At 60.8% G+C, this 25,897-nt stretch carries 19 protein-coding genes; 7 read left to right on the top strand and 12 right to left on the bottom strand.

Going from position 1 to position 25,897, the window contains the following annotated elements:
• Nucleotides 1–6 precede the first annotated feature (6 nt).
• From tssI to tssB, 10 genes are all read right to left on the bottom strand, one after another.
• Entirely contained in the window at nucleotides 7–2,016 is a 2,010-nt protein-coding gene (tssI, locus tag PSH65_RS18120) for a type VI secretion system tip protein VgrG (RefSeq protein WP_305421598.1), read from the bottom strand.
• A 72-nt stretch (nucleotides 2,017–2,088) separates the two neighbouring features.
• Entirely contained in the window at nucleotides 2,089–2,547 is a 459-nt protein-coding gene (locus PSH65_RS18115; protein ID WP_305421597.1) for a hypothetical protein, read from the bottom strand.
• Complete coding sequence (locus tag PSH65_RS31870; protein ID WP_370694705.1) at nucleotides 2,477–2,815, bottom strand: dual specificity protein phosphatase family protein; 339 nt, start codon at nucleotides 2,813–2,815, stop codon at nucleotides 2,477–2,479. The genes PSH65_RS18115 and PSH65_RS31870 overlap by 71 nt, the downstream gene beginning before the upstream one ends.
• Before the next feature lie 266 nt (nucleotides 2,816–3,081).
• Nucleotides 3,082–5,625, bottom strand: a complete 2,544-nt coding sequence (gene tssH, locus PSH65_RS18110; protein WP_305421596.1) for a type VI secretion system ATPase TssH — start codon at nucleotides 5,623–5,625, stop codon at nucleotides 3,082–3,084.
• Between the two features lie 2 nt (nucleotides 5,626–5,627).
• A complete protein-coding gene (gene tssG, locus PSH65_RS18105) occupies nucleotides 5,628–6,653 on the bottom strand; it encodes a type VI secretion system baseplate subunit TssG (protein ID WP_305421595.1) in 1,026 nt (341 codons plus the stop codon).
• A complete protein-coding gene (gene tssF, locus PSH65_RS18100) occupies nucleotides 6,617–8,410 on the bottom strand; it encodes a type VI secretion system baseplate subunit TssF (protein ID WP_305421594.1) in 1,794 nt (597 codons plus the stop codon). Before tssF ends, tssG begins: the two co-directional genes overlap by 37 nt.
• Entirely contained in the window at nucleotides 8,394–8,837 is a 444-nt protein-coding gene (gene tssE / locus PSH65_RS18095; RefSeq protein ID WP_305421593.1) for a type VI secretion system baseplate subunit TssE, read from the bottom strand. Before tssE ends, tssF begins: the two co-directional genes overlap by 17 nt.
• Nucleotides 8,838–8,852: 15 nt before the next feature.
• Nucleotides 8,853–9,350 carry an Hcp family type VI secretion system effector gene (locus tag PSH65_RS18090; RefSeq protein WP_007906301.1) on the bottom strand — a complete coding sequence of 166 codons (498 nt, stop codon included), beginning with the start codon at nucleotides 9,348–9,350 and terminating at the stop codon, nucleotides 8,853–8,855.
• Between the two features lie 74 nt (nucleotides 9,351–9,424).
• A complete protein-coding gene (gene tssC, locus PSH65_RS18085; protein WP_008067879.1) occupies nucleotides 9,425–10,912 on the bottom strand; it encodes a type VI secretion system contractile sheath large subunit in 1,488 nt (495 codons plus the stop codon).
• Between the two features lie 28 nt (nucleotides 10,913–10,940).
• Entirely contained in the window at nucleotides 10,941–11,489 is a 549-nt protein-coding gene (gene tssB, locus PSH65_RS18080) for a type VI secretion system contractile sheath small subunit (protein WP_026331704.1), read from the bottom strand.
• A 228-nt stretch (nucleotides 11,490–11,717) separates the two neighbouring features.
• On the opposite strand from tssB, the gene PSH65_RS18075 reads away from it, so the two are divergent.
• From PSH65_RS18075 to tssA, 5 genes are read left to right on the top strand one after another with little or no spacing between them, the layout of a single operon-like run.
• Nucleotides 11,718–12,167, top strand: a complete 450-nt coding sequence (locus tag PSH65_RS18075; protein ID WP_305421592.1) for a type VI secretion protein — start codon at nucleotides 11,718–11,720, stop codon at nucleotides 12,165–12,167.
• A gap of 54 nt (nucleotides 12,168–12,221) precedes the next feature.
• On the top strand, nucleotides 12,222–13,553 hold the full coding sequence (gene tssK / locus PSH65_RS18070; protein ID WP_305421591.1) for a type VI secretion system baseplate subunit TssK: 1,332 nt from the start codon (nucleotides 12,222–12,224) through the stop codon (nucleotides 13,551–13,553).
• An 18-nt stretch (nucleotides 13,554–13,571) separates the two neighbouring features.
• Entirely contained in the window at nucleotides 13,572–14,339 is a 768-nt protein-coding gene (locus PSH65_RS18065) for a DotU family type IV/VI secretion system protein (protein ID WP_305421590.1), read from the top strand.
• Nucleotides 14,336–18,157: a type VI secretion protein IcmF/TssM N-terminal domain-containing protein gene (locus PSH65_RS18060; RefSeq protein ID WP_305421589.1), complete on the top strand. Its 3,822-nt coding sequence runs from the start codon at nucleotides 14,336–14,338 to the stop codon at nucleotides 18,155–18,157. Before PSH65_RS18065 ends, PSH65_RS18060 begins: the two co-directional genes overlap by 4 nt.
• Complete coding sequence (gene tssA / locus PSH65_RS18055; RefSeq protein WP_305421588.1) at nucleotides 18,154–19,242, top strand: type VI secretion system protein TssA; 1,089 nt, start codon at nucleotides 18,154–18,156, stop codon at nucleotides 19,240–19,242. The genes PSH65_RS18060 and tssA overlap by 4 nt, the downstream gene beginning before the upstream one ends.
• On the opposite strand, the gene PSH65_RS18050 is transcribed toward tssA, so the two are convergent.
• On the bottom strand, nucleotides 19,239–20,210 hold the full coding sequence (locus PSH65_RS18050) for a 2-hydroxyacid dehydrogenase (protein ID WP_305421587.1): 972 nt from the start codon (nucleotides 20,208–20,210) through the stop codon (nucleotides 19,239–19,241). The genes tssA and PSH65_RS18050 overlap by 4 nt on opposite strands.
• 463 nt (nucleotides 20,211–20,673) lie before the next feature.
• Here PSH65_RS18050 and PSH65_RS18045 point away from each other — a divergent pair, with 463 nt between their 5' ends.
• Nucleotides 20,674–21,954, top strand: coding sequence for a serine/threonine transporter (locus PSH65_RS18045; RefSeq protein ID WP_305421586.1), 1,281 nt, complete (start codon nucleotides 20,674–20,676; stop codon nucleotides 21,952–21,954).
• 260 nt (nucleotides 21,955–22,214) lie between these two features.
• Here PSH65_RS18045 and acnB read toward each other — a convergent pair whose 3' ends face one another.
• Nucleotides 22,215–24,815: a bifunctional aconitate hydratase 2/2-methylisocitrate dehydratase gene (gene acnB / locus PSH65_RS18040; protein WP_305427010.1), complete on the bottom strand. Its 2,601-nt coding sequence runs from the start codon at nucleotides 24,813–24,815 to the stop codon at nucleotides 22,215–22,217.
• A gap of 409 nt (nucleotides 24,816–25,224) precedes the next feature.
• Between acnB and PSH65_RS18035 the strand changes: the two genes are divergently transcribed.
• Entirely contained in the window at nucleotides 25,225–25,695 is a 471-nt protein-coding gene (locus PSH65_RS18035; protein WP_305421585.1) for a DUF1289 domain-containing protein, read from the top strand.
• Nucleotides 25,696–25,897 lie beyond the last annotated feature (202 nt).

Below are 25,897 nucleotides of genomic sequence, written 5' to 3'. Positions count from 1 at the left end.
TCCTTGTCAGTTGACCTGCACCAGACCACCCTTGATGGTCAGCATGCCGCCGCCATCCACGGTCTGCGAAGCGGCGCCCTTGTTGGTCAGGCTGATCCCGGCATCGTTGGTCATGGTCGTGCCGGCCTTGTTCTCCAACGAGGTGCCGGCCTGATTGCTCAGGGACGTTCCGGCCTTCTGGCTGATCGACGTACTGGCCTCGGCCGCCAGATCGGCGCCGCTCTTGATCGTGAAACTGCCGCCACTTTGCAGGGTCAGGGTGCCAGTTACTTTGATGGTCAGGTTGCCGTCCACCGTCAGGCTGTAATCGCCGGTGACCTTGTGCGTGTAATTGCCACCGGTGCTGTGGGTCTGGTCCGCCCCCACGGTCACCGTGCGACTGTCCTTTACATCGAGCGTGTCGCTGCCGGTCTGGATGGTCACGCTGCGTTTGCCTTTCTCCAGGGTGACGGTCTCGTCGCCGTCCTTGACCGTGCGCGTGCGAGCGTTCTGCACGGTGAGGGTTTCGTCATGGCCGACAGTGGCGGTGGTGTTGTTGAGCACATTGATCTTCAGGTCCTTCTGCGCCTGCAAAAACACCTCTTCGGCGTCCTTCTTGTCCTCGAAGCGCAACTCGTTGAAACCGCCGCCACCCTTGGACGATTGGGTCTTGATCCCGGACTGGGTCTGATTCGCCGGCAGCGCGTAGGGCAGGGCGTTGTCACCGTTGTAGACGCAACCGGTCACCAGCGGTCGATCCGGATCGCCATCGATAAACGTCACGATCACTTCCTGACCGATGCGCGGCACGAATTGCATGCCGAAACCCTTGCCGCTCCAGGGCAGCACCACCCGCACCCAGCAGGAACTGGCTTCGTCGTTCTTGCCATCGCGATCCCAGGGGAACTGCAACTTGATCCGGCCGTATTCGTCGGTCCAGATTTCTTCGCCCGACTTGCCGACGACCATGGCGGTCTGGGTGTGCATTCGCGGTTTGGGCGTTGTCCGCACCGGGCGGAAGGGCGTGGCTTTCGGGATCGCTTCGAAGCGGTTTCGATAGTCATCGTGGCTGGCTTCATGAGTGACCGCCGTCACCACCCAATCGATGTTCAACGTCGAATCATCGTGCCCGGCGAGGGTGAACCAGTGCCCCGGCACGAGCCAGCGGCAGTCGCTCTCACCGACAAAACGCTTCTCCTGACTGCGCAACCCGTCGACGCGCTGCTTGGTCAGCGCATCGCCGCGCGCCTTGGCATTGTAGCTGCCCGGGTGCTCGTACATCGACCGCGGCCCGGCGACTGCTTCGGCCTGGCTGTAGAGCGAGGTGGTCGGGGTGGTGAACTCGTAATCCGTCGCCCGGTACACCCCGGCCACCGCCTGCACGCAGACCTCTCCGGAGCGGATGCCGTGCAATTCACGCTCGCCCATTTGTTGACCGAGATAATTCACCTTTGGCCCATTGGGGATGGGCACGAAGGCATCGTTGCTGTCACCCAGTACCAGCGTGTGCTTGCCGTCCTCGTGGGTGAAGAACCAGAAGATGCCTTCTTCTTCCAGCAACCGCGAAACGAAGGCGAAATCGGTTTCGCCGTATTGGACGCAGTATTCGCGCGGGGTGTAGCTGCCGCTGAGCTTTAGCAGGAAATCGGTAAAACCATGAGCCTTGAAAATCGTGGTGACGATGTCAGAGGTGCTGAGGTTCTGGAATACGCGGTTGTTGCTGGCCAGGGTCAGCCACCACAGCCATGGCCGTAGTACAAGCTGATAGCGCTCGGCGGTGGCATCGGCGGGGAGTTGGCGGATTTCGGCGACCAGGGCGTCCATTGGACGGGTGAGGGCGTCGTTGTGCAGGGTGGTGGTGACGTGGGTGGCGACGGCATTGGTCAGGGTGAGGGAGACGCCGTCGTTGAGGCCGGCGAGGGTGTGCGAGCCTAGGGCGTTGAGGACCTCTTCACCGGACAGCGACTCAGGGTAAAGCGCCGACAGCGAGGCGGCGCAGAGGGAGAGGCTGGTGTTGCTGTCGGTGGTGCGGGGCATTGAGCAACCTCAAGCAGTGATACAGCAGTGAGCCTGAAATATCGGATCCGGCGGTCAAAAGAATGCCCTGATTCAGATCGGTAATGGATAAATGGCAGTGATGCCTGTACAGGCCCCCATTGCGGCCTTGCTAGCAGCGAAGTCAGTGCCTCCGGAAGTTTTGATTTGCAGCATTTTTTTATCCCTGCGCCTGGCTCCAGGACCGAAGGTGGCCCATTGAGAGAAGTTATTCCAGACATCCATTTTTTCCGAAGATACGGCGCTGCTCGCTCGCTTACTGGAAGCACGATAGTGGTGATTGTAGATATGGCCCGTACACAATTCTCGCAGAACATTAAAGTCGGGCTGTTCCGAGTTGCTTAACTTGTTTGCATGTTCGTAATCGTCAAAGTAAGCCTGTTTGGTGCGTTCCCAGGGAATGTTCAAGGCGACTCCTCTCTTTTTAGTATTGAGAAGCTTTTCAGCCACAGTTTCCTGTGCATATTTTTTTACTGGCTGAACGAGCACTGCGTCTAATGGGCGCTGTGCCATTCAATGCTTCATACATCTTTAGAGCTCTATCTACTCTTTCTCCGGGGGCGTCGTAGTGGGCATCGTCAGCCGCTATAAATGCTGCTTGTATAGACGCTAAAGCGTCTTCGGCGCTAATTTCATGAATGTACATCAAATACACAGCAACACATATGACGGATCTTGTTCGTCCGTGATTGCAGTGTATGACTATAGGGAGGCTGCGCGTTCGATAGGTTTCCATTTCTATTGCAAGCTTCTCCAGGCGAAGCTTAAGCTCGTTGTCCATGTCGTACTCATCTCCGTACATCTGTGGCAACTGGACATCGAATATATGTATAAGGTCACTGTTGAATTGTTTGGCCCCGTTCTCAGAAGAGAGAAAAATTGTCCAGCCATCCAGTCCGACAAAAGGCACGTTCCCCGTATTTCCACCACGCCCTAATTGATTTCCTGTGCACATATTACTTACCTACTCAATGATCTTTAAAAAGAGTGGTTACGTTACTTATGGCGTTTGGCTCCCCAACGTCCTGCTAAGCAGCGCTTTTTTATTCACTCCAACACCCACTCCGCCAGTTTCCCAGTCACCTGAGTCATCAACACGTTCTCAACATCCCTCGCACCCGCCGCACTGCACTTGGCCAACACCGCCTGCACAATCCCGGCATCGAACTCAAACTGCTTCCCGGTCGCAGCCTTATACCGCCCACGCAATTTCTCCAGCTTCGCCAACACAATCCCTTCCAGCGTCACCTCATCCAGCGGCCGATACGCCACCACCGTCATGCGTGCCAGAAACGCTGGTCGAAACGCTTTCAGCAGCACTTTATGCAGCGCTTCATTGAAGGCATCGGTGCCCAGTTGCGCGGTCGGTGTGTCGAGCAGCAACTCAGCCCCGACGTTGCTGGTGGCCAACATCACAGTGTTTTTGAAATCCACCACCAACCCGGTGCCGTCTTCCATGACGCCTTTGTCGAAGACGTTGTAAAAGGCTTCGAGCACATCCGGGTGGGCCTTTTCGATTTCGTCGAGCAGCACCACCGAATAGGGTTTGCGCCGCACCGCTTCGGTGAGCACGCCACCGCTGCCATAGCCGACGTAGCCGGGCGGGGCGCCTTTTAGTTGGCTGACGGTGTGGGCTTCCTGGTATTCCGAAAGATTGATGCTGATCAGGTTGCGTTCGCCGCCGTAGAGCGCGTCGGCCAACGCATAAGCTGTTTCGGTTTTGCCCACGCCCGTGGGGCCGACCAGCAGGAATACGCCGACCGGTTTTTGCGGGTCGGTGAGGCCGGCGCGGTAGGCTTGCAGGCGTTGGGCGATGGTGTTCAGCGCGGTGCTTTGGCCCATGACCCGCTGGCCCATGCGCTGGCCGAGGGTGCGTACGGCGTGGGCTTCGTCGGCGAGCATCTTGCCTACGGGTATGCCGGTCCAGCCGGCGATCACGGCGGCCACGGTTTTGGCGTCGACCTGTTCTGGCACGAGCGGATCGTCCTGGCGAATGGCGTCCAGACCGGCCTCGAGTCGCACCAATTCAGCAGCCAGATGATCGATGCGGCTGTCGGTGGCTTCGTCCGGTTTGTCGTTGTCGGCGCGCTCGCTCAAGGTGAGCAGCTCGCGGCGGGTTTCCAGCAGTTCGCGCACGGCAATCCGTTCTTCGTTCCAGCGGGTTTCCAGTTCGCGAATGGCCTGCACGTTACCCACGGATTCGGTTTCCAGCAGGGTGATGCGTTCCCGGTGATCGAGCCCGGTGGCTTGTTCGCGACGCAGGCGTTCGACTTCGTCTTTGAGGCTTTGCTGGCGATGGCGCAGGCTTTCCAGCGGTGGCGGCACGTCATGCTGGCCGAGGGCGACCCGGGCACACGCGGTGTCGAGCACGCTGATGGCCTTGTCCGGCAATTGGCGCCCGGAGATGTAGCGATGGGACAGTTTCACCGCTTCGTGGATCGCCGCGTCCAGCACCTGCACGCCGTGATGCTGTTCCAGTTTCGCGGCCACGCCACGGAGCATTTCCACGGCGGTGGTTTCGTCCGGCTCCTCGACTTGCACCAACTGAAAACGCCGGGCCAGGGCCGGGTCTTTCTCGAAATATTTTTTGTACTCAAGCCAGGTCGTGGCGGCGAGGGTGCGCAACTCACCACGGGCCAGCGCCGGTTTGAGCAGGTTGGCCGCGTCGCTGCCGCCTTCCGCGCCGCCAGCGCCAATCAGCGTGTGGGCTTCGTCGATGAATAGAATGATTGGTTTGTCGGCGCTGCGCACCGCGTCAATCACGCCTTTGAGCCGTTGCTCGAACTCGCCTTTGACCCCGGCCCCGGCCTGTAACAAACCGAGGTCGAGTACCCGCAGGCTGACTTCCTGCAATGACGGCGGTACATCGCCGGCGGCAATGCGCAGGGCCAGGCCTTCGACCACAGCTGTCTTGCCCACGCCCGGCGCGCCGACCAGGATCGGGTTGTTCTGTCGCCGCCTGAGCAGGATGTCGATGCACTGGCGAATCTCGCCGTCGCGGCCGACGATGGGGTCGATGCGCCCGGCATGAGCGTCGGCGGTCAGGTCCTGGGTGAACTGATCGAGCACCGAGTCTTGTTTCGGCTGCGGCTTGCCAGCATTGACGGGTCGTGTACCGCCGACGTGTTCGCGAGAGTTTTCGGTCCATTCCAGCAGGTTGCTGCGCAAGGCTTCCCGCGGAATTTTCAACAGCGACGAGGCGCTATTGAGCAGCAGGCTGCGGCGTTCGTCGCGGTCGAGCAAGGCCAACAGCAGCAAGCCGGAGCGGATGCTTTCCAGGCCAAGCACGCTGGCCTGAACCACTGCGTCTTCGAGCAGGCCGATGGTTTGCGCCGAGAGCGCCGGGGTGCGGGTGCTGCCGGATTTGAACAGTTCCAGGGCCTTGTTGATTTCCGCCGTCAGGGCATCGCGTTCCAAACCGAAGCGCGGCAGCAAGTAAGCGAAGTCACCGCCCTCGATGTCCAGCAGCTCAAGCAGCAGGTGTTCGATTTCGACGTAATGATGACCCCGTTGCAGGCAACGTTGCGCGGCCCGTTCGAGGGCGCGGCGGTTGTCCGGGTTGAGGCGTCCGATCAGGCTGGCCAGTTCCATGTTCAGGTGATCTCCAGCTGACGAAGGCGGGTTTCGATCTGTTGCACGGCGAGGCTGGTCTGGCGTTGCAGGCCGCCGTTCCAACTGAGCAAGGGTGGGGCCTGGCGACCGAGTTTCATCGCACTGGCACCGCGCACCAACAGCACCAGGGTGCAATCCAGATCGGGGCCGAAATACAGCGCGCAGAGGCTGGCCAGTGCTGGATGGGATTCGCCGTCCGGCAGAAATCGCGCCGCCTGCGCCGAGGTCAGCGGGCCGAGGGTCAGGCGGATGCCGGCGTGTTCATCCCAGACCCGAATGCCGGCCACCGCGCTACGACCCAGTTGCAGGTTGCGCCCGCCCGGTTGCAGTCGACTGCGACTGGCCGGTGGGATTTCCCGCCAGGCACCTTCATAGGCGCTGAGTTCTACTGGCAGTTCGAAGTGCTCACGCACGATCGCGGCGAAGCCGGCCAGGGAACGACGACCGTCGGCAAACAGCGCGCTGCACGCCAGTACGGCGGAATCGGGAACGGCCTGACGTTCCTGCAAGGCTTTGGGCAACAACCCGGTCAGCGCCCGCAGTTGCGTCTGCACCGGGGACGCGCCGGGGGCCGTGAAGCCAACGGCAATCCGGTGTTTGCGCATCACCTTGTACAGCAGGCTGAGCAAGCGATGCTGGAACAGGTCGAGGAACTCGGCCGGTGCATGGTCCTTGGCGCGGGCCCGTTGCTGCAGCCATTCCTGATAGGCGTAGGGCAGGGGACCGTCGGGCCCGCCGAGGCCAAACACCGGAGTACTCAGCGCCGGTTGCTGGCCCGCTTCCTGGGTCAGGCTTTCGATCTCGCTGGCGGAAAAAAGCGGCGTTAAAGGCCCGCGCAGGCGCAGGGCTTCAGCTTGAGGCGCGGTGCCGCTGCCCAGGGATTCGGCTTGTGGGTGTTCGCGCTCCAGCAGCAGCAAGGCCTGCAACAACTCGAACGCCTGCGGGTCGCGCCGCAGCTTTTGGCTCAGGCTCAGAGGGACAGCGGCATGCCGGCTTGGGGTTGCCATGTCTTGACCTCCTTGTCTGACTGGACCAGGACCGTGCGCACGAAGCGGTTGGCCGTGGCATAGAGTGAAAAGAATTGCGCCAGCACTGCTGAAAACAACACGGCGCTGCTGCCGACGAAATGCTGCGGATCGAGTTGCAGCTGAACCTCCAGCCCATTGCGCCAGCCACGCCACGCATCTTCGCCGACATGGGCGATCACCCGTTCGCAGCCAAGGCCGAGCAAGCCTTCAATCTGCCGCAAGGCGCTGGCTTCGTCGCGCAGGTTGTGCAACTGCAAGATTTCCTTGAGGGCCTCCAGCGCCTGTGGCCCCTCGACCAGCGACAAATGATTGAGGGTCAGTTGCGACACCAAGCGCCAGCGGGATTCGCCATCCAGTCGCGGCAGGCTTTGCGGGCTGGGTGGGTTGCGCAGGCGGGCCCAGGCCACTGGCCCCGGTCGTTCGAAACCCAGTGACGTCCCGGCCGGCAGGCTCTGGGCCAGATGCCTGTTGGTACACAGCAGTTCGGCGGTGAGGCTGTATTCGGTGGTCTCGGACAATGGGTCGAGCCGGGTGTCCACCAGGCTCACCATCAGGTCGGTGCCCAGACGATTCGGGGTCATGCCGCTGACCCGTCGCGCGTGCCAGTAGCATTGCTTTTCGCCGCCGATATGCTGGCTGCCGTAATAGGCGGGAACGCGCTGCACACCCTGACTGGAACTGGCGCGCATCGCCCGGATGCTGTGGATCTCGACGCTGTTTTCCCGATGACTGTCGGCGACCAGACGGTACTCGCTGCGGGTGCCGTCCGGGCGCAGGGGCTCCGAGGTTCGTGGAAACAGATTGATCACCGGCGCACAGCCCAAGGCGAAGTCGCTGGCCTGAAGGTGCAGACGGTTGGCCGGGACGCGGTCGAAGACGATGTACAGGTACAGCGTCTGGCTATCGCTGGTGGCACCGGCCAACGGAATGTCGAAGAAACTGAATTTGTCCGGGAAGGCAAAGTATTCGGCAAGCAGGCGCATGCCCGGATGCACGCCGTCCTCGTCCGGTAACAGCACTTCGTCGCTGGCAAAACCGACGATGTCTGGCAGCCCCGCCAGCACTTTTGGCACGCTGCCGACGGGTCCGGCCAGCACCTTCACGGCGTGGGCGCCGAGCAGGTCATACAGGCAGGCGTTGATCACCGGGGAGGCGGCCAGATGCACGCGCAACTGTTTGATCGCCAGCTCCGACCACTGGCTTTCACCGAGGCAGCGCAGGCTCAGGCGCAGGGCCGAGCGCGCTTGCACCACACCGGTCAGGGCCTGGGCTTCGTCGCTGCCCAGCAGCAGTGCTTCGTTGATTTCCACCGGCCACAAGCGAACCGCGGCGCTGGTGCGAAAGTGGATGCTTTCGCCTTTAGTGGTGGTGACGAACAGCGGCGTGTCCCTTGGCAACGGGTAACCACCGGCCAGGTTGCCTTTGCTCGGGTCCGGCTCGAACTGCACGATCGCGCAGGAGGGCAACGGCCGCATGGCCAGCGGGTAAAGTTGTTCGAGCAAGGCATCGCTGAATTCGGCGTAGTCGTCATCGAGCCGCCGTTGCAAGCGTGCCGCGAGCAAGGCGAAACCTTCGAGCAGTCGTTCGACATGCGGGTCGGGGCATTCACCGGGGGACAATTCCAGGCGCTTGGCGACCTTGGGATAACGCTCGGCAAAAATGCTCCCGGCATGCCGCAGCCAAGTCAGTTCGCGTTGATAGTAATCGAGCAGTTGCGGGTCAATCGAGTCGCTCATGACGCACCTCAAGGCCATCGCTGACCTTCTCGATGACAAATGCCACGGGCCAGTGCTGCTGGCCGCTGCGTAACTCGCCCACCAGCCGAATGCTCAGTTGCTGCGGATGGCCGGGCACCGGATTGACCTGGACCTCGCCCAGCCGCAGGCGCGGTTCGAAATGGCTGATGGCCTCGCGCACTTCCCGCGCCAACTGACGACGGTCATCGCTGCGCTGCTGTTGCAAGGCAGTCCAGTCAGCGATGCCGTAGTCGAGAATGCTCGGCGGGGAGGTCAGCGGACGTTGGCCACGTCGGGTGTTGAACAGGCGCAGCAACTCCGTGTGCACCGAGTCGAGCAGCCCCTGGCGATCGAACACCTGCACAGTGTCGACCTCGCTGGCGGCGAGGCGCTCGAACAACGGTGGGAGCATGCCGGTGCCTGCCATGGCCGACGCGTCCGCTTACTTGACGAGCTTGTTGGCGGCCATGTCCCAGGTCGAGGCGGCCGTGCCTTCCTTGGTGCCGTCGTCTTTCTGGGCGGTGAGTTCCCACTTGATCTTGGTGAAGTTCAGCGACAGGGTTTCCACCGGTTTGCCGCCCGTACCGCCACTGACGCTGACGTTGGACAGCACGACGTTGGTCAGGGTGTAGATGATGAATGGCATCAGCTGACCGCTGCCTTCAGCGGCGTTGCGGCCGATGGTGATTTTAGCTTCCGGGATCGGTTTGCCGGCGCAGCAATACTCATTGAGGGATGGCGTCGAGCTGTCGACGAATTTGGTCAGGGTGAACTCGCCGATGTGCGGCTTGCCGGAGGTACGCTCCGAGTTGCTGACGTCGTTGGTCACCTGCATCGCCACGTTGTGGCTGTAGGACATGACTTCGATCTTGTCCTTGTAACCCTCGAGCAGGCTATCGCCTTTGATGTCGCCGCCGAGGTCGAGAATGATTGCATCCATCGCATGAAACTCCTGAAAGTAATCGTGCTAGATAAGCAGGGGAATCCCGCCGGGTTAGGCCGGCGGGAGGCAGGTCAGGCAGCTACCGGTGGCGGCAGGGTCGCGACCAGTCGGATCGACGCGGTCAGTTCCTCAAGCTGGAAGTGCGGCCGCAGGAACACCGTGGCCTTGTAGGCGCCCGGTTTGCCGGCGACCTCGGTCACGTCCACCCGGGCTTCACGCAACGGGTACTGCGCCTTGATCTCTTGCGGCGCGTTGTCGTTGATCAGCACGTAGTCGGCGATCCAGTTATTGAGGTAGGTCTGCACATTGTCGCGGGTCATGAAACTGCCGACCTTGTCGCGCATGATCACCTTCAGGTAGTGCGCGAAACGCGAGGCCGCGAGCACGTATGGCAGCATCGCCGAAATCCGCGCGTTGGCGTTCGCCTCATTGGTGTTGTAGAGCTTGGACTTGTTGGTGGTCTGGCCACCGAAGAACACCGCCACGTCGCTGTTCTTCTTGTGACACAGGGCGATGAAGCCGAGGTCGTTGAGCTCTTTCTCGCGACGGTCGGTGATCGCCACTTCGGTCGGGCATTTGAGCGACAGATCGCCCGAGGTGGTGCGGAAGGTATGGGCCGGCAGCCCTTCCACCGCACCACCGCCTTCGGCGCCGCGAATCGCTGCGCACCAGCCGTACTTGGCGAAAGCTTCGGTGATTCGTTGCGACAAGGCCCACGCGGCATTGCCCCACAGGTATTTGCCGTGGTCGCTGCCGTTGACGTCTTCGACGTAGTTGATGCCTTCCACCGGTGAGGTGTCAGGGCCGTAGGGCAGACGCAGCAGGAAGTGCGGCAGCACCAGCGACACGTAGCGCGAATCTTCACTTTCGCGGAACGAACGCCACTTGATCAGTTCCTGGCTTTCGAAGACTTTCGACAGGTCACGCGGCACGGCCAGTTCGGTAAAGCTGTTCATGTCGAACAGTCGAGGGCTGGCGGCGGCGATGAACGGCGCGTGAGCGGCTGCGGCGACGTTCGAGAGTTTCTCCAGCAGGCCGATGTCTTGCGGGTGCCGGCCGAAGGTGTAGTCACCCACCAGCAAGCTGAACGGGTGGCCGCCGAAGGTGCCGTATTCCTCTTCGTAGATCTTCTTGAACAGTGCGCTCTGGTCGAACTCGACGGCTTTTTCCAGATCGTTCTGCAGCTCTTTCTGGGTCACGTTGAGCAACCGCAGTTTCAGCCGGGAGCTGGTCTCGGTGTTCTTCACCAACAGGTGCAGGCCGCGCCAGGACGCTTCGAGTTTTTGCAGGTCCGGGTGGTGCAACACTTCATTGAGCTGAGCGCTGATCAGCTCGTCGATCTGGCTGATGCGGTCGTTGATCATCGCCACGGTGTCCTTGTCGATGGCCATGCCTTCGTCGAGTACCTGGGTGGCGAATTCCGCGAGCATGTCGCGGGCGTAATCCTGCTGGCTGTCGTCATGGGCCATGCGGCCTTTGGCGATGATTTCATCGAGCAGGGACAAGGTCTGGGCTGTACTGTCGCTGGCTTGGCTCTGGGCGGCGGATGAGGCGGGCATGGCAAATTCTCCCTAAGTGGATGAACGATCAGGCTTGCGGTTCGGCCGGTGCTTCGCTGTCGCCAGCGGGGGCGGGAGCGGCGGTGTCCGGGCGGGCCGACTTGATCTCTTGCAGTCCCTCGGTGTTGGCGATGACGTCGCGCAACAGCTTGTCCAGATCATCGTTGCCATCGAGCTTGGTCAGCAGGTCGCGCAGACGCTGGCGCGCTTCGAACAAGCGCCGCAGCGGAGTGACCTGCTCAACCACCTTGACCGGATCGAAGTCGTCGATGTGTTTGAAGTTGAGCTCGATGTTGAGTTTGCTGTCGTCGCCGCTGAGGGTGTTGTTGACCTGCAAGGTGGCGCGCGGGCCGATCGAGGCGAGGACTTCATTGAAGTTGTCGCGGTCGATTTCGGTGAAACGCCGTTCATTCAATTTCGGGAGTGGCTCGAGAGGCTTGCCGGAAAGGTCGGCCAGGATGCCGACAACCAACGGTAATTCTTTCTTCTCGATCGCGTTGCCGATTTCGACGTCGTAGGTGATTTGCACCCGGGGTGGGCGAACCCTGTCTAGCTTGTGCTGAGTACTTTCTGCCATGGTGGCTGACTCCGATGCATGAGGCGGGTGCAATGCATCGGGAGGCCCGTTTCATCGCATTCCCTTACTGGACCGTAGGTTAGAAAGGGAGGGCAGAGGACCTGTCATTCCTTTGACGAACCTTCCACATTCGTCGTGCCGACCGAACTACCCAAGACGCTAGAACAGGTCTATAAAAAAGCAAACAAAAAGCAATTTTGGACCGTGTCGAGAAAAGGAAAATTCATTTTGCACGCACGTTTATTTTCTTTGGTTCTATTACTGTCACTCGCCGGGTGTTCGTTGTTCGGGCCTCGCGTCGACCTCGATAACCTGACGCTGGACGTCGCGCCCCGCGCCAACGATGACACGCCGATCGCGGTGGACTTCATCGCGGTGAACGACGCGGACCTGCTCAAGCAGTTGTCGGGCATCACCGCCCGGCAGTGGTTCGCCGAACGCGAGCAGTTCCAGCGCGACTACCGACAGCTGATGACCGTCTGGGGGCTGGAGCTGGTGCCCGGTCAATTCATCGACAAACAACCCTTCCCGCTGGGGGGCAAGCGGGCGGCTGGACTTTTAGTCTTCGCCAGCTATAACACTCCCGGAGCACACCGGTTACGGCTGGACGATCAGAGCAACGCCTGGCTCAAGTTCGACAGTCGCGAGATGACGCTGGTCAGCGACCACCCGAACTGAACACAGGGCCAGGCCGCCATTGGCGCGGCGACACGAGACGTCGAAGGGAATCGTATGAGTCTGCTACCTGACGCGGTTTGCTGGCATGAGGGCATGCAGTTGTTGCCCCAGCATTTTCAGTTGCAAGGGCTGCGGGCCGAGGCGCTGGTGGCGCATTTCGCCCAAGCCTGTAATCCGTGGTTCTGGGGCGTGACTCGCGTTGAGTTCGATCCCTCGGCATTGAGTGCCGGGCTGGTACGACTGATCAATTTACAGGCGACCTTGCCGGACGGTTTGCCGGTCAATCTGCAGGCTGGTGTCGGGCCGATGCTGGAGCTCGACGTCAGTGAAGCGATCGACGCCACGGACAACGCCACCGTTACCGTTTACCTGGCGATCAGTCCGCTGTGGCGCGCCGGTCAATTGCTGCCGCTCAAGGGCCGATTGCAATCGGTGGTCGGCGATGCGCTGCCGGACCTCACCAGTGGCGAGTACCCCGAATCGATCACGGTCTGGCGTCCGAATCCGCGTTTGTGCACGCAATTGAACAAGGCGGATTCCGTCTGTCTGCCACTGCTGAGAATTCGCAAGGAGGGCGGCGGCTTTCTTCAGTTGCCGTACACCCCGCCGACGCCGTGCCTGTTGCCCGAGTCGGTAGTGGGTCGGCGCGTGGCGGCGCTGTGTGCCCGGGCGCGGGAGAAATGCATGTTCCTCGCCGGTCGTTTGCGTCAGGCGCAGCAGGCCGGCAATCAGGACGACGCGCTGGAAATTCGTCGCCAGTTGACGGCGCTCTGGGCGCGGTTGCCGGAAGTCGAAGGCCTGCTGAACAGTCGAGTGGCCACGCCTCAGGCACTCTATGGTTTGCTGCTCGGCCTGGCCGGCGCCTGGTCGGCGCTCGATCCATTGGCCGGTGTTCCGGCGTTCGCCCCGCTGGATTTTCTGGAGTTGCAGCGAGGCTATGAAGCGGTGCTCGACTGGCTTGAAAAGACCCTCGAACTGATCCGCGCCGGATATCGCAGCCTGGCGTTCGAACGCAGTGAGCAGGCCTTCTCGATTCAATTGCCCGATGACCAGCCGAGCCAGCGGCTGGTCATCGGTTTGCGCATGCCCAACGGTGCCAGTGAGCAGGCCGCGAGCGAATGGTTGCGCGGGGCGATCATTGCGTCGCAGCCGCACATCGCGCTGCTCAGTCGCCAGCGCATGAGTGGTTTGTCCCATCAGGCCATGAGTCGCAATGAACAAGTGGCCTACAGCGTCGGCGATGATACGCGGCTGTTTGTGGTGATGGCCGAAGGCCAATGGTTCGACGGGCAGTTGCCGTTGCTGATTGCCGCACCGGCTTCCAGGCTGGCCAGCAGTCCATGGCAAGTGGTGTTGTTTGTGGCCCAGGCGAGTGAAAGTGCTTGATCAAGGAAGGAACGTCATATGTCTGAGGGCAATGTCGGGACGGGTACACGAGGCCTCCACGAAGCGCCGCTGAGCAGTGCTTTTCGCCAGGCCTGGCAGCAATGGTCCCAGGACTGGAACCAGTTGCCCAAGGACAGCGAGGACGAAGCGCTGGTGGACGCGGTGGTCGAGCTCTCCACGCAAATCTCCCAACGCCTTTGGCGAACCGCCTTCGCCAAAGTCGGTGACGCCGCCACCGAGCAAGTCAAAGCGCTGGTCTACGCCTTTGTCGCGCTGGTCGATGAAACCTTGCTGTTTACGCCTTGGCCGGGCCAATCGGCCTGGCAGGAAAAACCCTTGGAATCGAGGCTGTACGCCAGCCGTCAGGCCGGTGAGCGGATACCGCTGGCGATCAAGGAACTGCTGGATGAGCAGATCCCCACCACTCGCGATCTGGCCAATGTTTATTTGCAATGTCTGGTGCTGGGGTTTCGGGGACGTCTGCGCGGTGAACAGAATCAGGCCCAACATGAAAAATGGCGCCTGGCGCTGTTCACCTTTGCCTGGCAGCACGAGGCGGATTATGCCGACGTCAGTGCCCGGCTCGAACAGCCTTCGGCGGTGCCACCGATGCAATTGTCGGTGCGCCTTTCATTGCCCGACGGTTTTCGCCTGGGTCTGGGGATTCTCGCCATGGTCCTGCTGCTGACCGGGTTGGGGCAGTTGTTTTGGCGTGACATTCGTCTGGAGCTCGAACCGGTCTTGCAGATGACCGATTCCGTGACCGCCTCGGAGCAAGACTCATGAGCACGCAGGGGATTATCGGCCTCATCATCGCCGTGCTGTTGGTGCTGGCGATTGTCGGGGTGGCGGTCTGGTGGTTGCGCACGCAAAGCGGGGCGGCGATTCGCAGTTTTTACCTGGCGGTGCGGCACATGGAGCAGGAGCAGGGTGCCCAGGACCGCTACCAGATTCCCTGGCTGCTGATGCTCGGCAACGAAACCCAGGGCACCCAGTTATGTACTCAGTGGCGCTTGCAGCCCAGCGACAAACCGGCTTGGTTCGGTCGCTGGTGGTCGGACCCTGAAGGTGCAGTATTGGTGGTGCCCCAGGCGCTGTTTTTGCCGGATGAAGGCATGCACCTGCAACGGGGCGGCTGGTGGCGCTTGCTGGGATTGATTCTGCGCCTGCGCAGTCAACGTCCGCTGGATGGGGTGATCTGGACGGTGCCGGTCAGTCGACTGGGCAACGTCGAGCAAGCCGCAGCCCTCGGGTTGGCGGCACGTCGACGTTTCATCGATCTGTTGCAACGGTTCGGGCTGAGCCTGCCGGTGTACGTGGTCATTACCGGCATGGAAGAGTTGCCAGGCTTTCAGGAATTGATCACCGCGCTGCCGGTCGAGGCCCGCGAACGCACGCTGGGTTGGTCCTCGCCCCACGGACCCGATGCAGTCTGGCAGGCGCAATGGAGTGATCAGGCGCTGGATCAGGTTACTCGGGCCTTGGCGGAATCGATCATCGAAATCGGCGCCTTGTCCGGGCAGTTGAGCAGTGAATTGTATGGCTTGCCGGAACGTTTCGAGGCCTTGCGGCGCCATCTGCAATCCTTGTTGGAGCCGGTTTTCCAGGGCAATGCTCAAGGTGAGGCGCCACGTTTTCGCGGTATTTATTTCACGGCCAATCAGCCCTCGGAAGACAGCGCTGACGGATTTTCGGCCTACGACACCGGGTTGCAGCAGAGCGCCTTTGCCCGGCAATTGTGGCAGCGGCGGGTGGTCGCCGAGCGCGGTCTGGCCCAGGTGGTGCCGCGTCTGTTACGCCTGCGTCAACGCTGGCACCGCGTGACCGGTGGGGTGGCGCTGGTGGTCGCGCTGGTCTGGGGCGCGGGCATGCTGTGGGTCTGGCAGGATTCGGTCAAGGAGGCCCATGAACTCTCGCGCCTGCTGCAAGGGGCGCAGAAAAACTACACGGCGGTCACGGATGAATCTCATCGGCTGGAGTCGACCCGGCGCAATGTCCAGGGCTTCTGGCGAGTGCTGGAAAAGGCGCCGGGCTGGAGCTTCACCTCAGTGGTATTTCCGACCTCCTGGTTCTCTTCGCTGGATGCGCAGTTGGCGAGCGAGTTGCGCCTGACCGCCCAGAGCCATTTGATGCTGCCGTTGCGCGACCTGTTGAGCGCAGAGCTGGCGCAACTCAAGACCATCCGCAACACCGAACGACGGGGCAACGTCGAAAGCGAAGATCCGGCTCAATGGCAAAACTACGTCAAGGCCAAGGATCTGGTGGAGCGCGCGGTGCGTCTGGAGCAGCAGAACCAGTGGTTCAGTCAGGCGCTGAACAACCCCAAGGCGCCCCTCGAAGATCTGGTGTTGCTGAGCAACAACGCGTTGTCGCTGAACCTCAACGTCGGCACGTTGCACCGCGCCGGTTTTTACAACCGTGCGTTGTTCGATGCCGATGGCAGCGACTTGCGACCTCTCGACCTGACCGTCGAGCGTCCGGTGATCGAGGAAAATTTCCTCGGGCTCATGGAACGCTGGCTGGACCAGTATTTCCTGGCCGACAATTTCGTGCGCCAGGCCGGTTATCTCAAGCTGCATCTGGAACGGCTGGAAGCCGGCAGTGGTAACTCCCTCACCGAACTCGAAGATTTGCGCGCACTGGTCGATGACCTGCAAGCCGTGATCGGCTTGACGAATTCGGCATGGGGCCGCGGCAAGGGCCAGGACCTGGTGCCTGGCTATCGCGAGTTGCTGGACAACGTGCGCAAAAGCGTCTTGCTCGGACCGCAACTGGAGCAACAGTTGGAAATGCAGGCGGCCAAGCTGCAACAGAGCTTTCGCGATCAATGGATCGTCCAGGCCGGCTCCCGGGATAATTTATTGATTCAGCAAGGCAGCGGGCAACTGGTCTTGCAGGAACATGTGGTGCAGCTCAACAACGCGGTGCAGGCGTTGTTCAAGCGTGACTTTGTGGCCATCGCCTTACAGGCGGATCGCTCGGAGGCCCCGAATGGGCAAGGGCAGGGCGTTGATGGCGACGACCTCGACAGTGCGCTGAACTATTTCGCCAGCTACAAAAGTTATGCCGCCGAAGAGTTGCCACGCATTCCCCCGGCGTATCGCGGGGCCTTGTTGCAAGCAGCCGAAGGCGCGGTGGTCAAGGCCATGTTGTCGAGCCTGCGCGAACACAACGCTCAGGTCCATAGCGGCGTTTTCAATGTGCAGGCCTCCCAGGCGATTGCCTTGCAGAAAGCCTTTATCGAGGTGCGTCGCAGCGATCTGGCCACACGTTTGCAAACTGCCTTGAACCGCCGCGCCCTGGCCGAAATCGTCAGCGGCCTCGACGAAATCGTCGCCCAGCCGCTGTTCAGCGGGCGCACCGAAATCAGCCAGTGGGACGGCTCGAAAAACCTCGGCCTGCAACTGTATGGCGCCAACGACGTGCAGGATTTGAAACTGAGCCTCAAGCAGCAATTCAACACCATGCTTGGCATCACCGAGCGACGCACCTCGGCGCTGGAATGGCTGAAAGTCCAGCAACAAAACCTCTCGGCGCTGGATTATGAACGCGTGACGCAGTTCAGTGCGCTCAACGAAGAACTGCTCAAGTACAAGGAACAGAATCCCGCCAGTTCGCCGGCGCAGATCGAGCAGTTGGTGAGCCGCGATTTCATCGAAATGGACGCCACGTCCTGTGGCCAGATCCTGCAAACCGCCAATTTGTCTGGTGGGCGCGGAACACTGGCGTTGCGGGCAGTGGACCTGCAACAAACCGCCATGCAACGCTGCCAGTTCCTGCAACAGCAACAGGCGGCGGCCGCGTGGAACGACCTGGCCAATTATTTCAATCAGTACCTGGCGGAGCGCTTTCCGTTTGCCAATGGCCTTCAAGCCGCCGATGCCGACCCGGCTCGAGTCCAGCATTTGCTGGAACTGATCGACAAGCGCTTGCCGGTGGCACAGGCCGGCTTGTTGCTGAGCCAGACCCCGGAGCGCCTGGCCGCCGAGGATTTTCTCAATCGTCTGAAGCAAGCCAGCACCTGGCTGGGCCCGATGTTTGTACGCGACAAGAGCGGAGTGTTGGGGCTGGAGATGGACGTGCGCTGGCGCACCGATCGAGAGGAAGAACGCGGTGCCGATCAGGTGATTGCCTGGGGCTTGAATGCCGGCAATCAACAGCTCAGTTACCCCGGCGAGGCCCAGCAGAACCTGCGCTGGATGGTCGGTCAACCGATTCGACTGAGCTTGCGTTGGGCCCGAAATGGCTACCAGCGCCCGGCCAACGATCCGTTACAGCCGAGCCTGGTGGTGCGGGATCTGGAAGCGGGCTGGGAGTACAGCGGTCCGTGGTCGTTATTGCGCTTGATGCGTTCGCACGTGTCGGTGCAACGCCAGCCGAACATGGACTACACGGACTTTCCGTTGACCTTGCGCCTGCCCGTGACGACCCAGTCCAGCACCACCACCGCCGAGCAAACCCTGATGTTTGTGCGTCTGTCGTTGATGACCCAGGGCTCGAAATTGCCGCTGTCCATTCAGCCCTTGCCAACCCGGGCCCCGCGCTCACCGTTCATGGTGACGAGATCGACCGCGGCTATCGAATCTAATAAGGAGGGCCTGTGAATCAACCTTCAACGCCGTTGCCGGAACTGATTACCCAACTGCTCGAACCGATCAGCGTGGAGGCCCCCTGTGGCCAGGACCTGCGTTATGAGCCTGAGTTCGACCGGTTGCGCGAAATGCGCCGTGAGGACGACACCAGTTTGCCCACGGGGGTGTGGCAGTCGTCGATCAAGCGCGCCCAATGGCCGGAACTGGAAAAACTGACCACCAGCCTGCTGCTCGAACGCAGCAAGGATTTGATGCTCAGCGCCTGGCTGGGTGAGGCCTGGTTGCATCAGGACGGGCTCGAAGGGTTGCCGGGCAGCCTGGCGCTGATTGCCGGGTTATGCGAGCGTTATCCCGAGCACCTGCACCCACAGGCGGAGGACGGCGATCAGTCATGGCGGGTGATACCGCTTGAATGGCTGGCTCGACGCTACGCTGAAGTGTTGCTGACCCGAGTGCCGCTGTTCGAGTCGCGCAACAACGAGTTCGATGGCTTCTGTCTGGATGCCTGGCGCCGGTTGCAACTGCAACAGGTACAGGCCAGCGACAGTAAAACGGCCAAGACCTCAGCCGAGAACGCGCGCAACGAACAGAAAAAAATCACCGAACAGATTCGCGCCACCCCGTTGTCATTCTGGTTGCGCAGCCAGGGCACGCTGCTGCTCAGCCAGCAGCACCTGCAACGCCTGGAGGTGTGGAGCGACGCGTATCTCGGCAATCAGGCCCCAGGCTTCAAAGCGCTGCAGGATGTGATCGAAGCGTTGTTGACGCTGGTTCAGGAGTTCATCGCCATGCATCCACGAAAACCGACCCCGGCGCCTGTCGAAACGCCTGCGGTGGCGACATCGAGCCCGGCCGCCGTGCCGGACATCGTCCCGGCCCCCCAGGTGTTCAGCGAGCCGGCGAATCGTGAAGAGGCGTACCGGCAATTGCTGTTGATCGCCGAGTACCTGGCGCGCACCGAACCCCACAGCCCGGTGCCCTATTTGATCAAGCGGGGCGTGGAGTGGGGCAATAAGCCCCTGAGCGAGCTGCTTGGAGAACTGATCAGCGCCGATGCCGAATCCCGGCGACTCTGGACACTGTTGGGCGTCCTTTAGTGATTGTGTCGGGTGGCTGCCGTCGGCGGCGGTAAAGCAATCGGGGTCAGTACCGGTTGACCGGAAAAAAACGCCGTCAGGTTTTTGCCGACCAGCTCCACGGTGCCTTGGGTGGCTTCCGGTGACAATCCGGCGACATGCGGGGTCAGAATCACGTTGGCCAACCCCTTGAGGGCGTCCGGCACCTGAGGTTCGTTATCGAAGACATCCAGCGCGGCACCGGCGATCCGTCGCTGTTCCAGCGCGCTGATCAGGTCTGCCGTGACGATCACGCTGGCCCGCGCGATGTTAACGATGAACCCCTGGGGGCCCAAGGCGTCGAGCACCTGTCTGTTGATCAAGTGTTGAGTGCCGAGCCCGCCGGGTGCGGCGACTATCAGGAAATCCGAGTGGCGCGCCAGTTCGGTCGGCGTCGAGCAGAAGCTATAGGGCACGTCGCTGCGATGCTGGCGGTTGTGGTAGCTCACGCTCATGTCGAAGCCGTTGGCCGCACGTTTGGCGATAGCGATGCCGACAGCCCCAAGGCCGAGGATGCCCAGGCGTTTGCCGGCCAGGGAAGGGCGCATGATTTTCGGCCATTCACCCCGACGCACGGCCGCATCGGCCCGGGGAATATCGCGCACCAGTGCCAGCAGCAACGCCATGGCGTGGTCGGCGACGGAAGAGGCATTGACGCCGGCCCCGTTGGTGACGGTGATGCCGCGGTCGGCGGCGGCTTGCAGGTCGACGTGCTCGTAGCCGGCGCCGATCACGCAGATGATCTTGAGGTTGGGCAGGGCGGCAATTTCATTGGCGTGCAGGCCCAATGGACCGCGCGTCAGCACCGCATCGATCTGACGGCCCTGTCGGGCAATGGCAGTGGCGCGTTCGGCCGGGGTCGGGGCCAGGATCAGATGAAACCCCTGATGTTCGAGAATCGGCAGGTATTCATTGATGGTTTCAACCAGTACCAGAACAGTTGCGGTCATGCTGGGCTCCTGCGGGCAGCGGAATGTCGGGGCTCGAACGTCATTTCAGATTGCTGACTCCAGAGCGGTTTGGCAATGGCCAGGGTTTTTGGCTCCCCGTGTCGGAGCTGGCGAAGCTTGCGATCCTTCTAATGACAACACTAGATCAGAGCGAGGCAGATGGTGGGAGTTTGTCCACGATTCGTAGGAGCGAGCGGTGCGGCGATCCGACTTGCCCGCGAAGAACGATAACGCGGTATTCCTGTTGGACCGAGGCGACTGGTTCGCGGGCAAGCCTTGCTCCTACAGAGAACGCAGGCGCCAGTTGCATCTGATCCGCATAACCATTCCTCAGCTAAGTCTTTGCTTCTGCTGATTAATCCCGGACAATCGCGCCCCTGTTTCGGCCAGGACGCTGCCTGTCGGATTTTTCCGACTCGTCCTGGTCGGGTGGCAAGTGACCGGAAAGCGGAGATCCGACCGGATGAATGATCAGGCCAATAGCGTCGACGAACGCTATGTAGCGGCGACACCAGCGAGCCTCGCAAGCTGGAATCGCCATGACACCACCTGGATGCTGGGCCTGTTTGGCACGGCAATCGGGGCTGGTACCCTGTTTTTGCCGATCAACGCGGGGCTGGGCGGCTTCTGGCCGCTGCTGATCCTGGCAGTGCTGGCGTTCCCCATGACGTTTTACGCACACCGCGGCCTGACCCGCTTTGTGTTGTCCGGCCGCGAAGGCGCCGACATCACCGAAGTTGTGGAAGAACATTTCGGCATCAAGGCCGGCGCGTTGATCACATTGCTGTATTTCTTCGCGATCTTCCCGATCCTGCTGATCTACAGCGTGGCCTTGACCAACACCGTGGGCAGTTTCCTCGAACATCAACTGCACATCATGCCGCCACCGCGCGCCGTGTTGTCGTTCGTATTGATTCTCGGCCTGCTGGCAGTGGTGCGTTGCGGTGAGCAGGTGATCGTCAAGGCCATGAGCCTGATGGTGTATCCGTTCATCGTCGCGCTGTTGTTCCTGGCGGTGTTCCTGATTCCGCACTGGAATGGCGGCATCCTCAGCACTGCAACCACGCTGCCTGAGTCGTCGGCGCTGCTGCACACCCTGTGGCTGGCGATTCCGGTGATGGTGTTCTCGTTCAACCACTCGCCGATCATCTCGGCGTTCGCAGTGGACCAGAAGCGTCGCTACGGCGCGCATGCCGAAGAGCGCAGCTCGCAGATCCTGTCCCGTGCCCACATCTTGATGGTGGTGATGGTGCTGTTCTTCGTCTTCAGCTGCGTGCTGACCCTATCGCCGGCGCAACTGGCGGAAGCCAAGGCGCAGAACCTGTCGATCCTGTCGTACCTGGCCAACCACTTCAGCAACCCGACCATCGCCTTCGCGGCGCCGTTGATTGCCTTCGTGGCCATTTCCAAGTCGTTCCTGGGCCACTACATCGGCGCCAGCGAAGGCTTGAAGGGCCTGATCGTCAAGAGCGGCAAGCGCCCGGCACCGAAGACGCTGGACCGCATGACTGCGGCGTTCATGCTGGTGGTGTGCTGGATCGTTGCCACGCTGAACCCGAGCATTCTCGGCATGATCGAAACCCTCGGTGGCCCGATCATCGCGGCGATCCTGTTCCTGATGCCGATGTACGCAATCCGCAAGGTTCCGGCCATGGCGCGTTTTCGTGGTCAAGCCTCTAACGTCTTCGTGACGGCGGTGGGCCTGGTGGCGATTTCGGCGTTGATCTATTCCCTGATGGCCTGAGGATAGATCTTCCAGGCACGCTGAATACCCTGTGGGAGCGGGCTTGCTCGCGATGAGGCCGGCACATTCAACATCTATGTTGTCTGTAAGGCCGTCATCGCGGGCAAGCCCGCTCCCACATTTTTTTTGTGATTCATGGCTCGCGCAAATCCCTGTGGGAGCGTGGCTTGCCCGCGATGAACGATAACTCGGTCTTCCTGAAGGCATAAAAAAACGCCGCTCATCTCACGATGGGCGGCGTTTTTTATGGCGTTGCAGCGTTAGGCTTGAACGACCGGGATGTTGGCGTTCGCAGCAGCTTCACGGAACTCGGCGATCTGGTCGAAGGACAGGTAGCGGTAAACATCGGCCGCCATGCTGTCGATCTTGCCAGCGTATTCCATGTACTCCTCGACGGTCGGCAGGCGACCCAGGATGGACGCAACGGACGCCAGCTCGGCCGAAGCCAGGTAGACGTTCGCGCCGTCACCCAGACGGTTCGGGAAGTTACGGGTCGACGTCGACACCACGGTGGAGTTCGGCTCTACACGTGCCTGGTTCCCCATGCACAGCGAGCAGCCTGGCATTTCCATGCGTGCGCCGGCCTTGCCGTAGATGCCGTAGTAGCCTTCTTCGGTCAACTGGTGAGCGTCCATTTTGGTCGGCGGCGACAGCCACAGACGAGTTGGCAGCTGACCTTTGACCTGTTCCAGCAACTTGCCGGCAGCGCGGAAGTGACCGATGTTGGTCATGCACGAACCGATGAACACTTCGTCGATCTTCTCGCCAGCAACGCTGGACAGCAGACGGGCGTCGTCCGGATCGTTTGGCGCGCAGAGCACAGGCTCTTTGATGTCGGCCAGGTCGATTTCGATGACTTCAGCGTATTCGGCGTCAGCATCGGCAACCATCAACTCAGGGTTGGCGATCCAGGCTTCCATCGCTTGAGCACGACGTTCCAGGGTACGCACATCACCGTAGCCTTCACCGATCATCCAGCGCAGCAGGGTGATGTTCGATTGCAGGTATTCGGTGATCGACTCTTTCGACAGCTTGATGGTGCAACCGGCAGCCGAACGTTCGGCCGAGGCGTCGGACAGCTCGAAAGCCTGTTCGATGCTCAGGTTGTCCAGGCCTTCGATTTCCAGGATGCGGCCGGAGAAGGCGTTCTTCTTGCCTTTCTTCTCGACGGTCAGCAAGCCAGCCTGAATCGCGAAGTAAGGAATGGCGTGAACCAGGTCACGCAGGGTGACGCCCGGTTGCATCTCGCCTTTGAAACGCACCAGGATCGATTCCGGCATGTCCAGTGGCATCACGCCAGTGGCAGCGGCGAATGCGACCAGACCGGAACCGGCCGGGAACGAAATGCCCATCGGGAAACGGGTGTGGGAGTCGCCACCGGTACCGACGGTGTCCGGCAGCAGCATGCGGTTCAGCCAGCTGTGGATGATGCCGTCGCCCGGACGCAGGGAAACACCGCCGCGGGTCATGATGAAGTCAGGCAGGGTGTGGTGGGTGGTCACGTCGATCGGCTTTGGATAAGCCGCGGTGTGGCAGAACGACTGCATCACCAGATCAGCGGAGAAGCCCAGGCACGCCAGGTCTTTCAGTTCGTCACGGGTCATCGGACCAGTGGTGTCCTGGGAACCGACGGTGGTCATCTTCGGTTCGCAGTAGGTGCCTGGACGCACACCGGCTACGCCGCATGCCTTGCCGACCATTTTCTGCGCCAGGGTGAAACCCTTGGTGCTTTCGATCGGGGCATCCGGCTTCTTGAACAGGTCGAACGCTGGCAGACCCAGTTCGGCGCGAGCCTTGTCGGTCAGGCCACGGCCGATGATCAGCGGAATACGACCGCCGGCACGGACTTCGTCCAGCAGCACAGGGGTCTTCATTTCGAAGGTGGTGATGACTTCGTCGGTACCGTGCTTGCAGACTTTGCCAGCGTGCGGGTACAGGTCGATCACGTCGCCCATGTTGATGTTGGTAACATCGAATTCGATTGGCAGTGCGCCGGCATCTTCCATGGTGTTGTAGAAGATTGGAGCGATCTTGCTGCCGAAGCAGAAGCCGCCAGCACGCTTGTTCGGCACGTAAGGAACGTCGTCACCGAAGAACCACAGCACCGAGTTGGTGGCCGATTTACGCGACGAACCGGTACCGACCACGTCACCGACGTAGGCGATCGGGAAGCCGCTGTTGCGCATTTCTTCGATCTGCTTCATCGGGCCGATGGAGCCTTGCACGTCCGGCACGATGCCGTCGCGAGCCATTTTCAACATGGCCAGGGCGTGCAGCGGGATGTCCGGGCGGGACCAGGCATCAGGAGCAGGGGACAGGTCGTCGGTGTTGGTTTCGCCGGTCACCTTGAAGACGCGCAGGCTGATCTTGTCGGCCAGCACCGGGCGCTTCTTGAACCACTCGCCGTCAGCCCAGGATTGCAGAACGCCTTTGGCGTGAACGTTGCCGTTCTTGGCTCTTTCAGCCACGTCGTGGAAGGCATCGAACATCAGCAGGGTGTGCTTGAGTTCTTCGGCGGCTACTGGTGCCAGTTCGGCGTCGTCCAGCAGATTGACCAGCGTCACGATGTTGTAGCCACCCTGCATGGTGCCGAGCAGTTCAACAGCGCGTTTCTTGTCGATCAGAGGGGATTTGGCTTCGCCTTTGGCGAGGGCAGAGAGGAAACCGGCCTTTACATAGGCAGCTTCGTCCACGCCTGGCGGAACGCGATTGGTGATCAGGTCAACGAGGAAAGCTTCTTCGCCAGCCGGGGGATTCTTCAGCAGCTCGACCAGGCCTGCAGTTTGTTCGGCGTTAAGCGGCTGGGGAACGATACCCAGTGCTGCGCGCTCTTCGATATGTTTGCGGTAGGCTTCAAGCACAGTTATTACCCTCATCAGTGGTCCCAAATGGGTGTCCGGGACGCTCATCCCGAAATTGCCGTACTAATGCGCTGCGTGGCGTTGTGGGCCGCTTAGCCAGAATTACCGGCAATTCCTTACAGAAGCTGCTTTCAAAGTTTTACGCCTGCAGAACGGGGAGCTGATGAGGGTTGGCGTTGGGCTTTTCCCCGCTGGAAAAACCCTTCGCCAACACCGCTCTGAAGGAACGACTGTGCTCGTGACGCTTTGAAAACAGCTTCTTAACGGACATTGGCGCCTTAAAAGGCTGGCTGATTCTACGGCAAAAAAAAATTAAAGGTAAGTTAGGCCCTGAATTTTGAGGGGTGATGAATGCTAGACAAAGGGCTAACATGCTGACCTGTTCTGCTTTCCCGTGTTTTGCCTACCTATGCCCAATCAGACCATCAAGACCCCCTGCGTCGGCCTCTGCTCCACTGTTTACGGTGATCTGGTGTGCCGTGGCTGCAAGCGTTTCCACCACGAAGTGATCAACTGGAATGGTTACAACGAGGAAGAAAAACGCGCGGTGTGGCTGCGGCTTGAGCAGCTGTTGTCGCAGGTGATGGCCGCCAAGGTAGAAATTTTCGATCCTGCACTGCTGAGAATGCAGCTGGAGCAGCGCAAGATCCGTTTTGTGCCGCATCAGTCGGAATATTGCTGGGCGTACCAGTTGATCGCCCGGGGCGCGCGGGTCATCAATAATCTGGAAGCCTACGGGATGGTGTTGCTGCCGGAGTTCCGCGACTGGAACCTGCCGGAGTTGCGCGATGCCATTGATCGGGAATTTTTTCTGCTCTCTGAGGCGCATTACCAGCGCTACATTGCGCCGGGGTTTCTCAAGGATGCGTTCGGCGGGTAACCCTTAAAAGCATCGCGGGCAAGCCCGCTTGTGTCTTGCGCAGGACTTAGACTGAAGATGAGAGCGGTGAGTGGCAAGCTGAACGCCCGGAGTGCTAGCAGCACGTGTGGGAGCCCATGCTGCCATTCACCTCTCCACTCTGGTTATTGAGCCCGAACAGTTGAACGAGCCGACCTCGAACATTACAAGCGTGGAGCCCAAC

This window comes from Pseudomonas sp. FP603 (genome assembly GCF_030687415.1).
Classification (GTDB): domain Bacteria; phylum Pseudomonadota; class Gammaproteobacteria; order Pseudomonadales; family Pseudomonadaceae; genus Aquipseudomonas; species Aquipseudomonas wuhanensis.
This window is presented reverse-complemented; position numbering and strand designations above follow the sequence as displayed.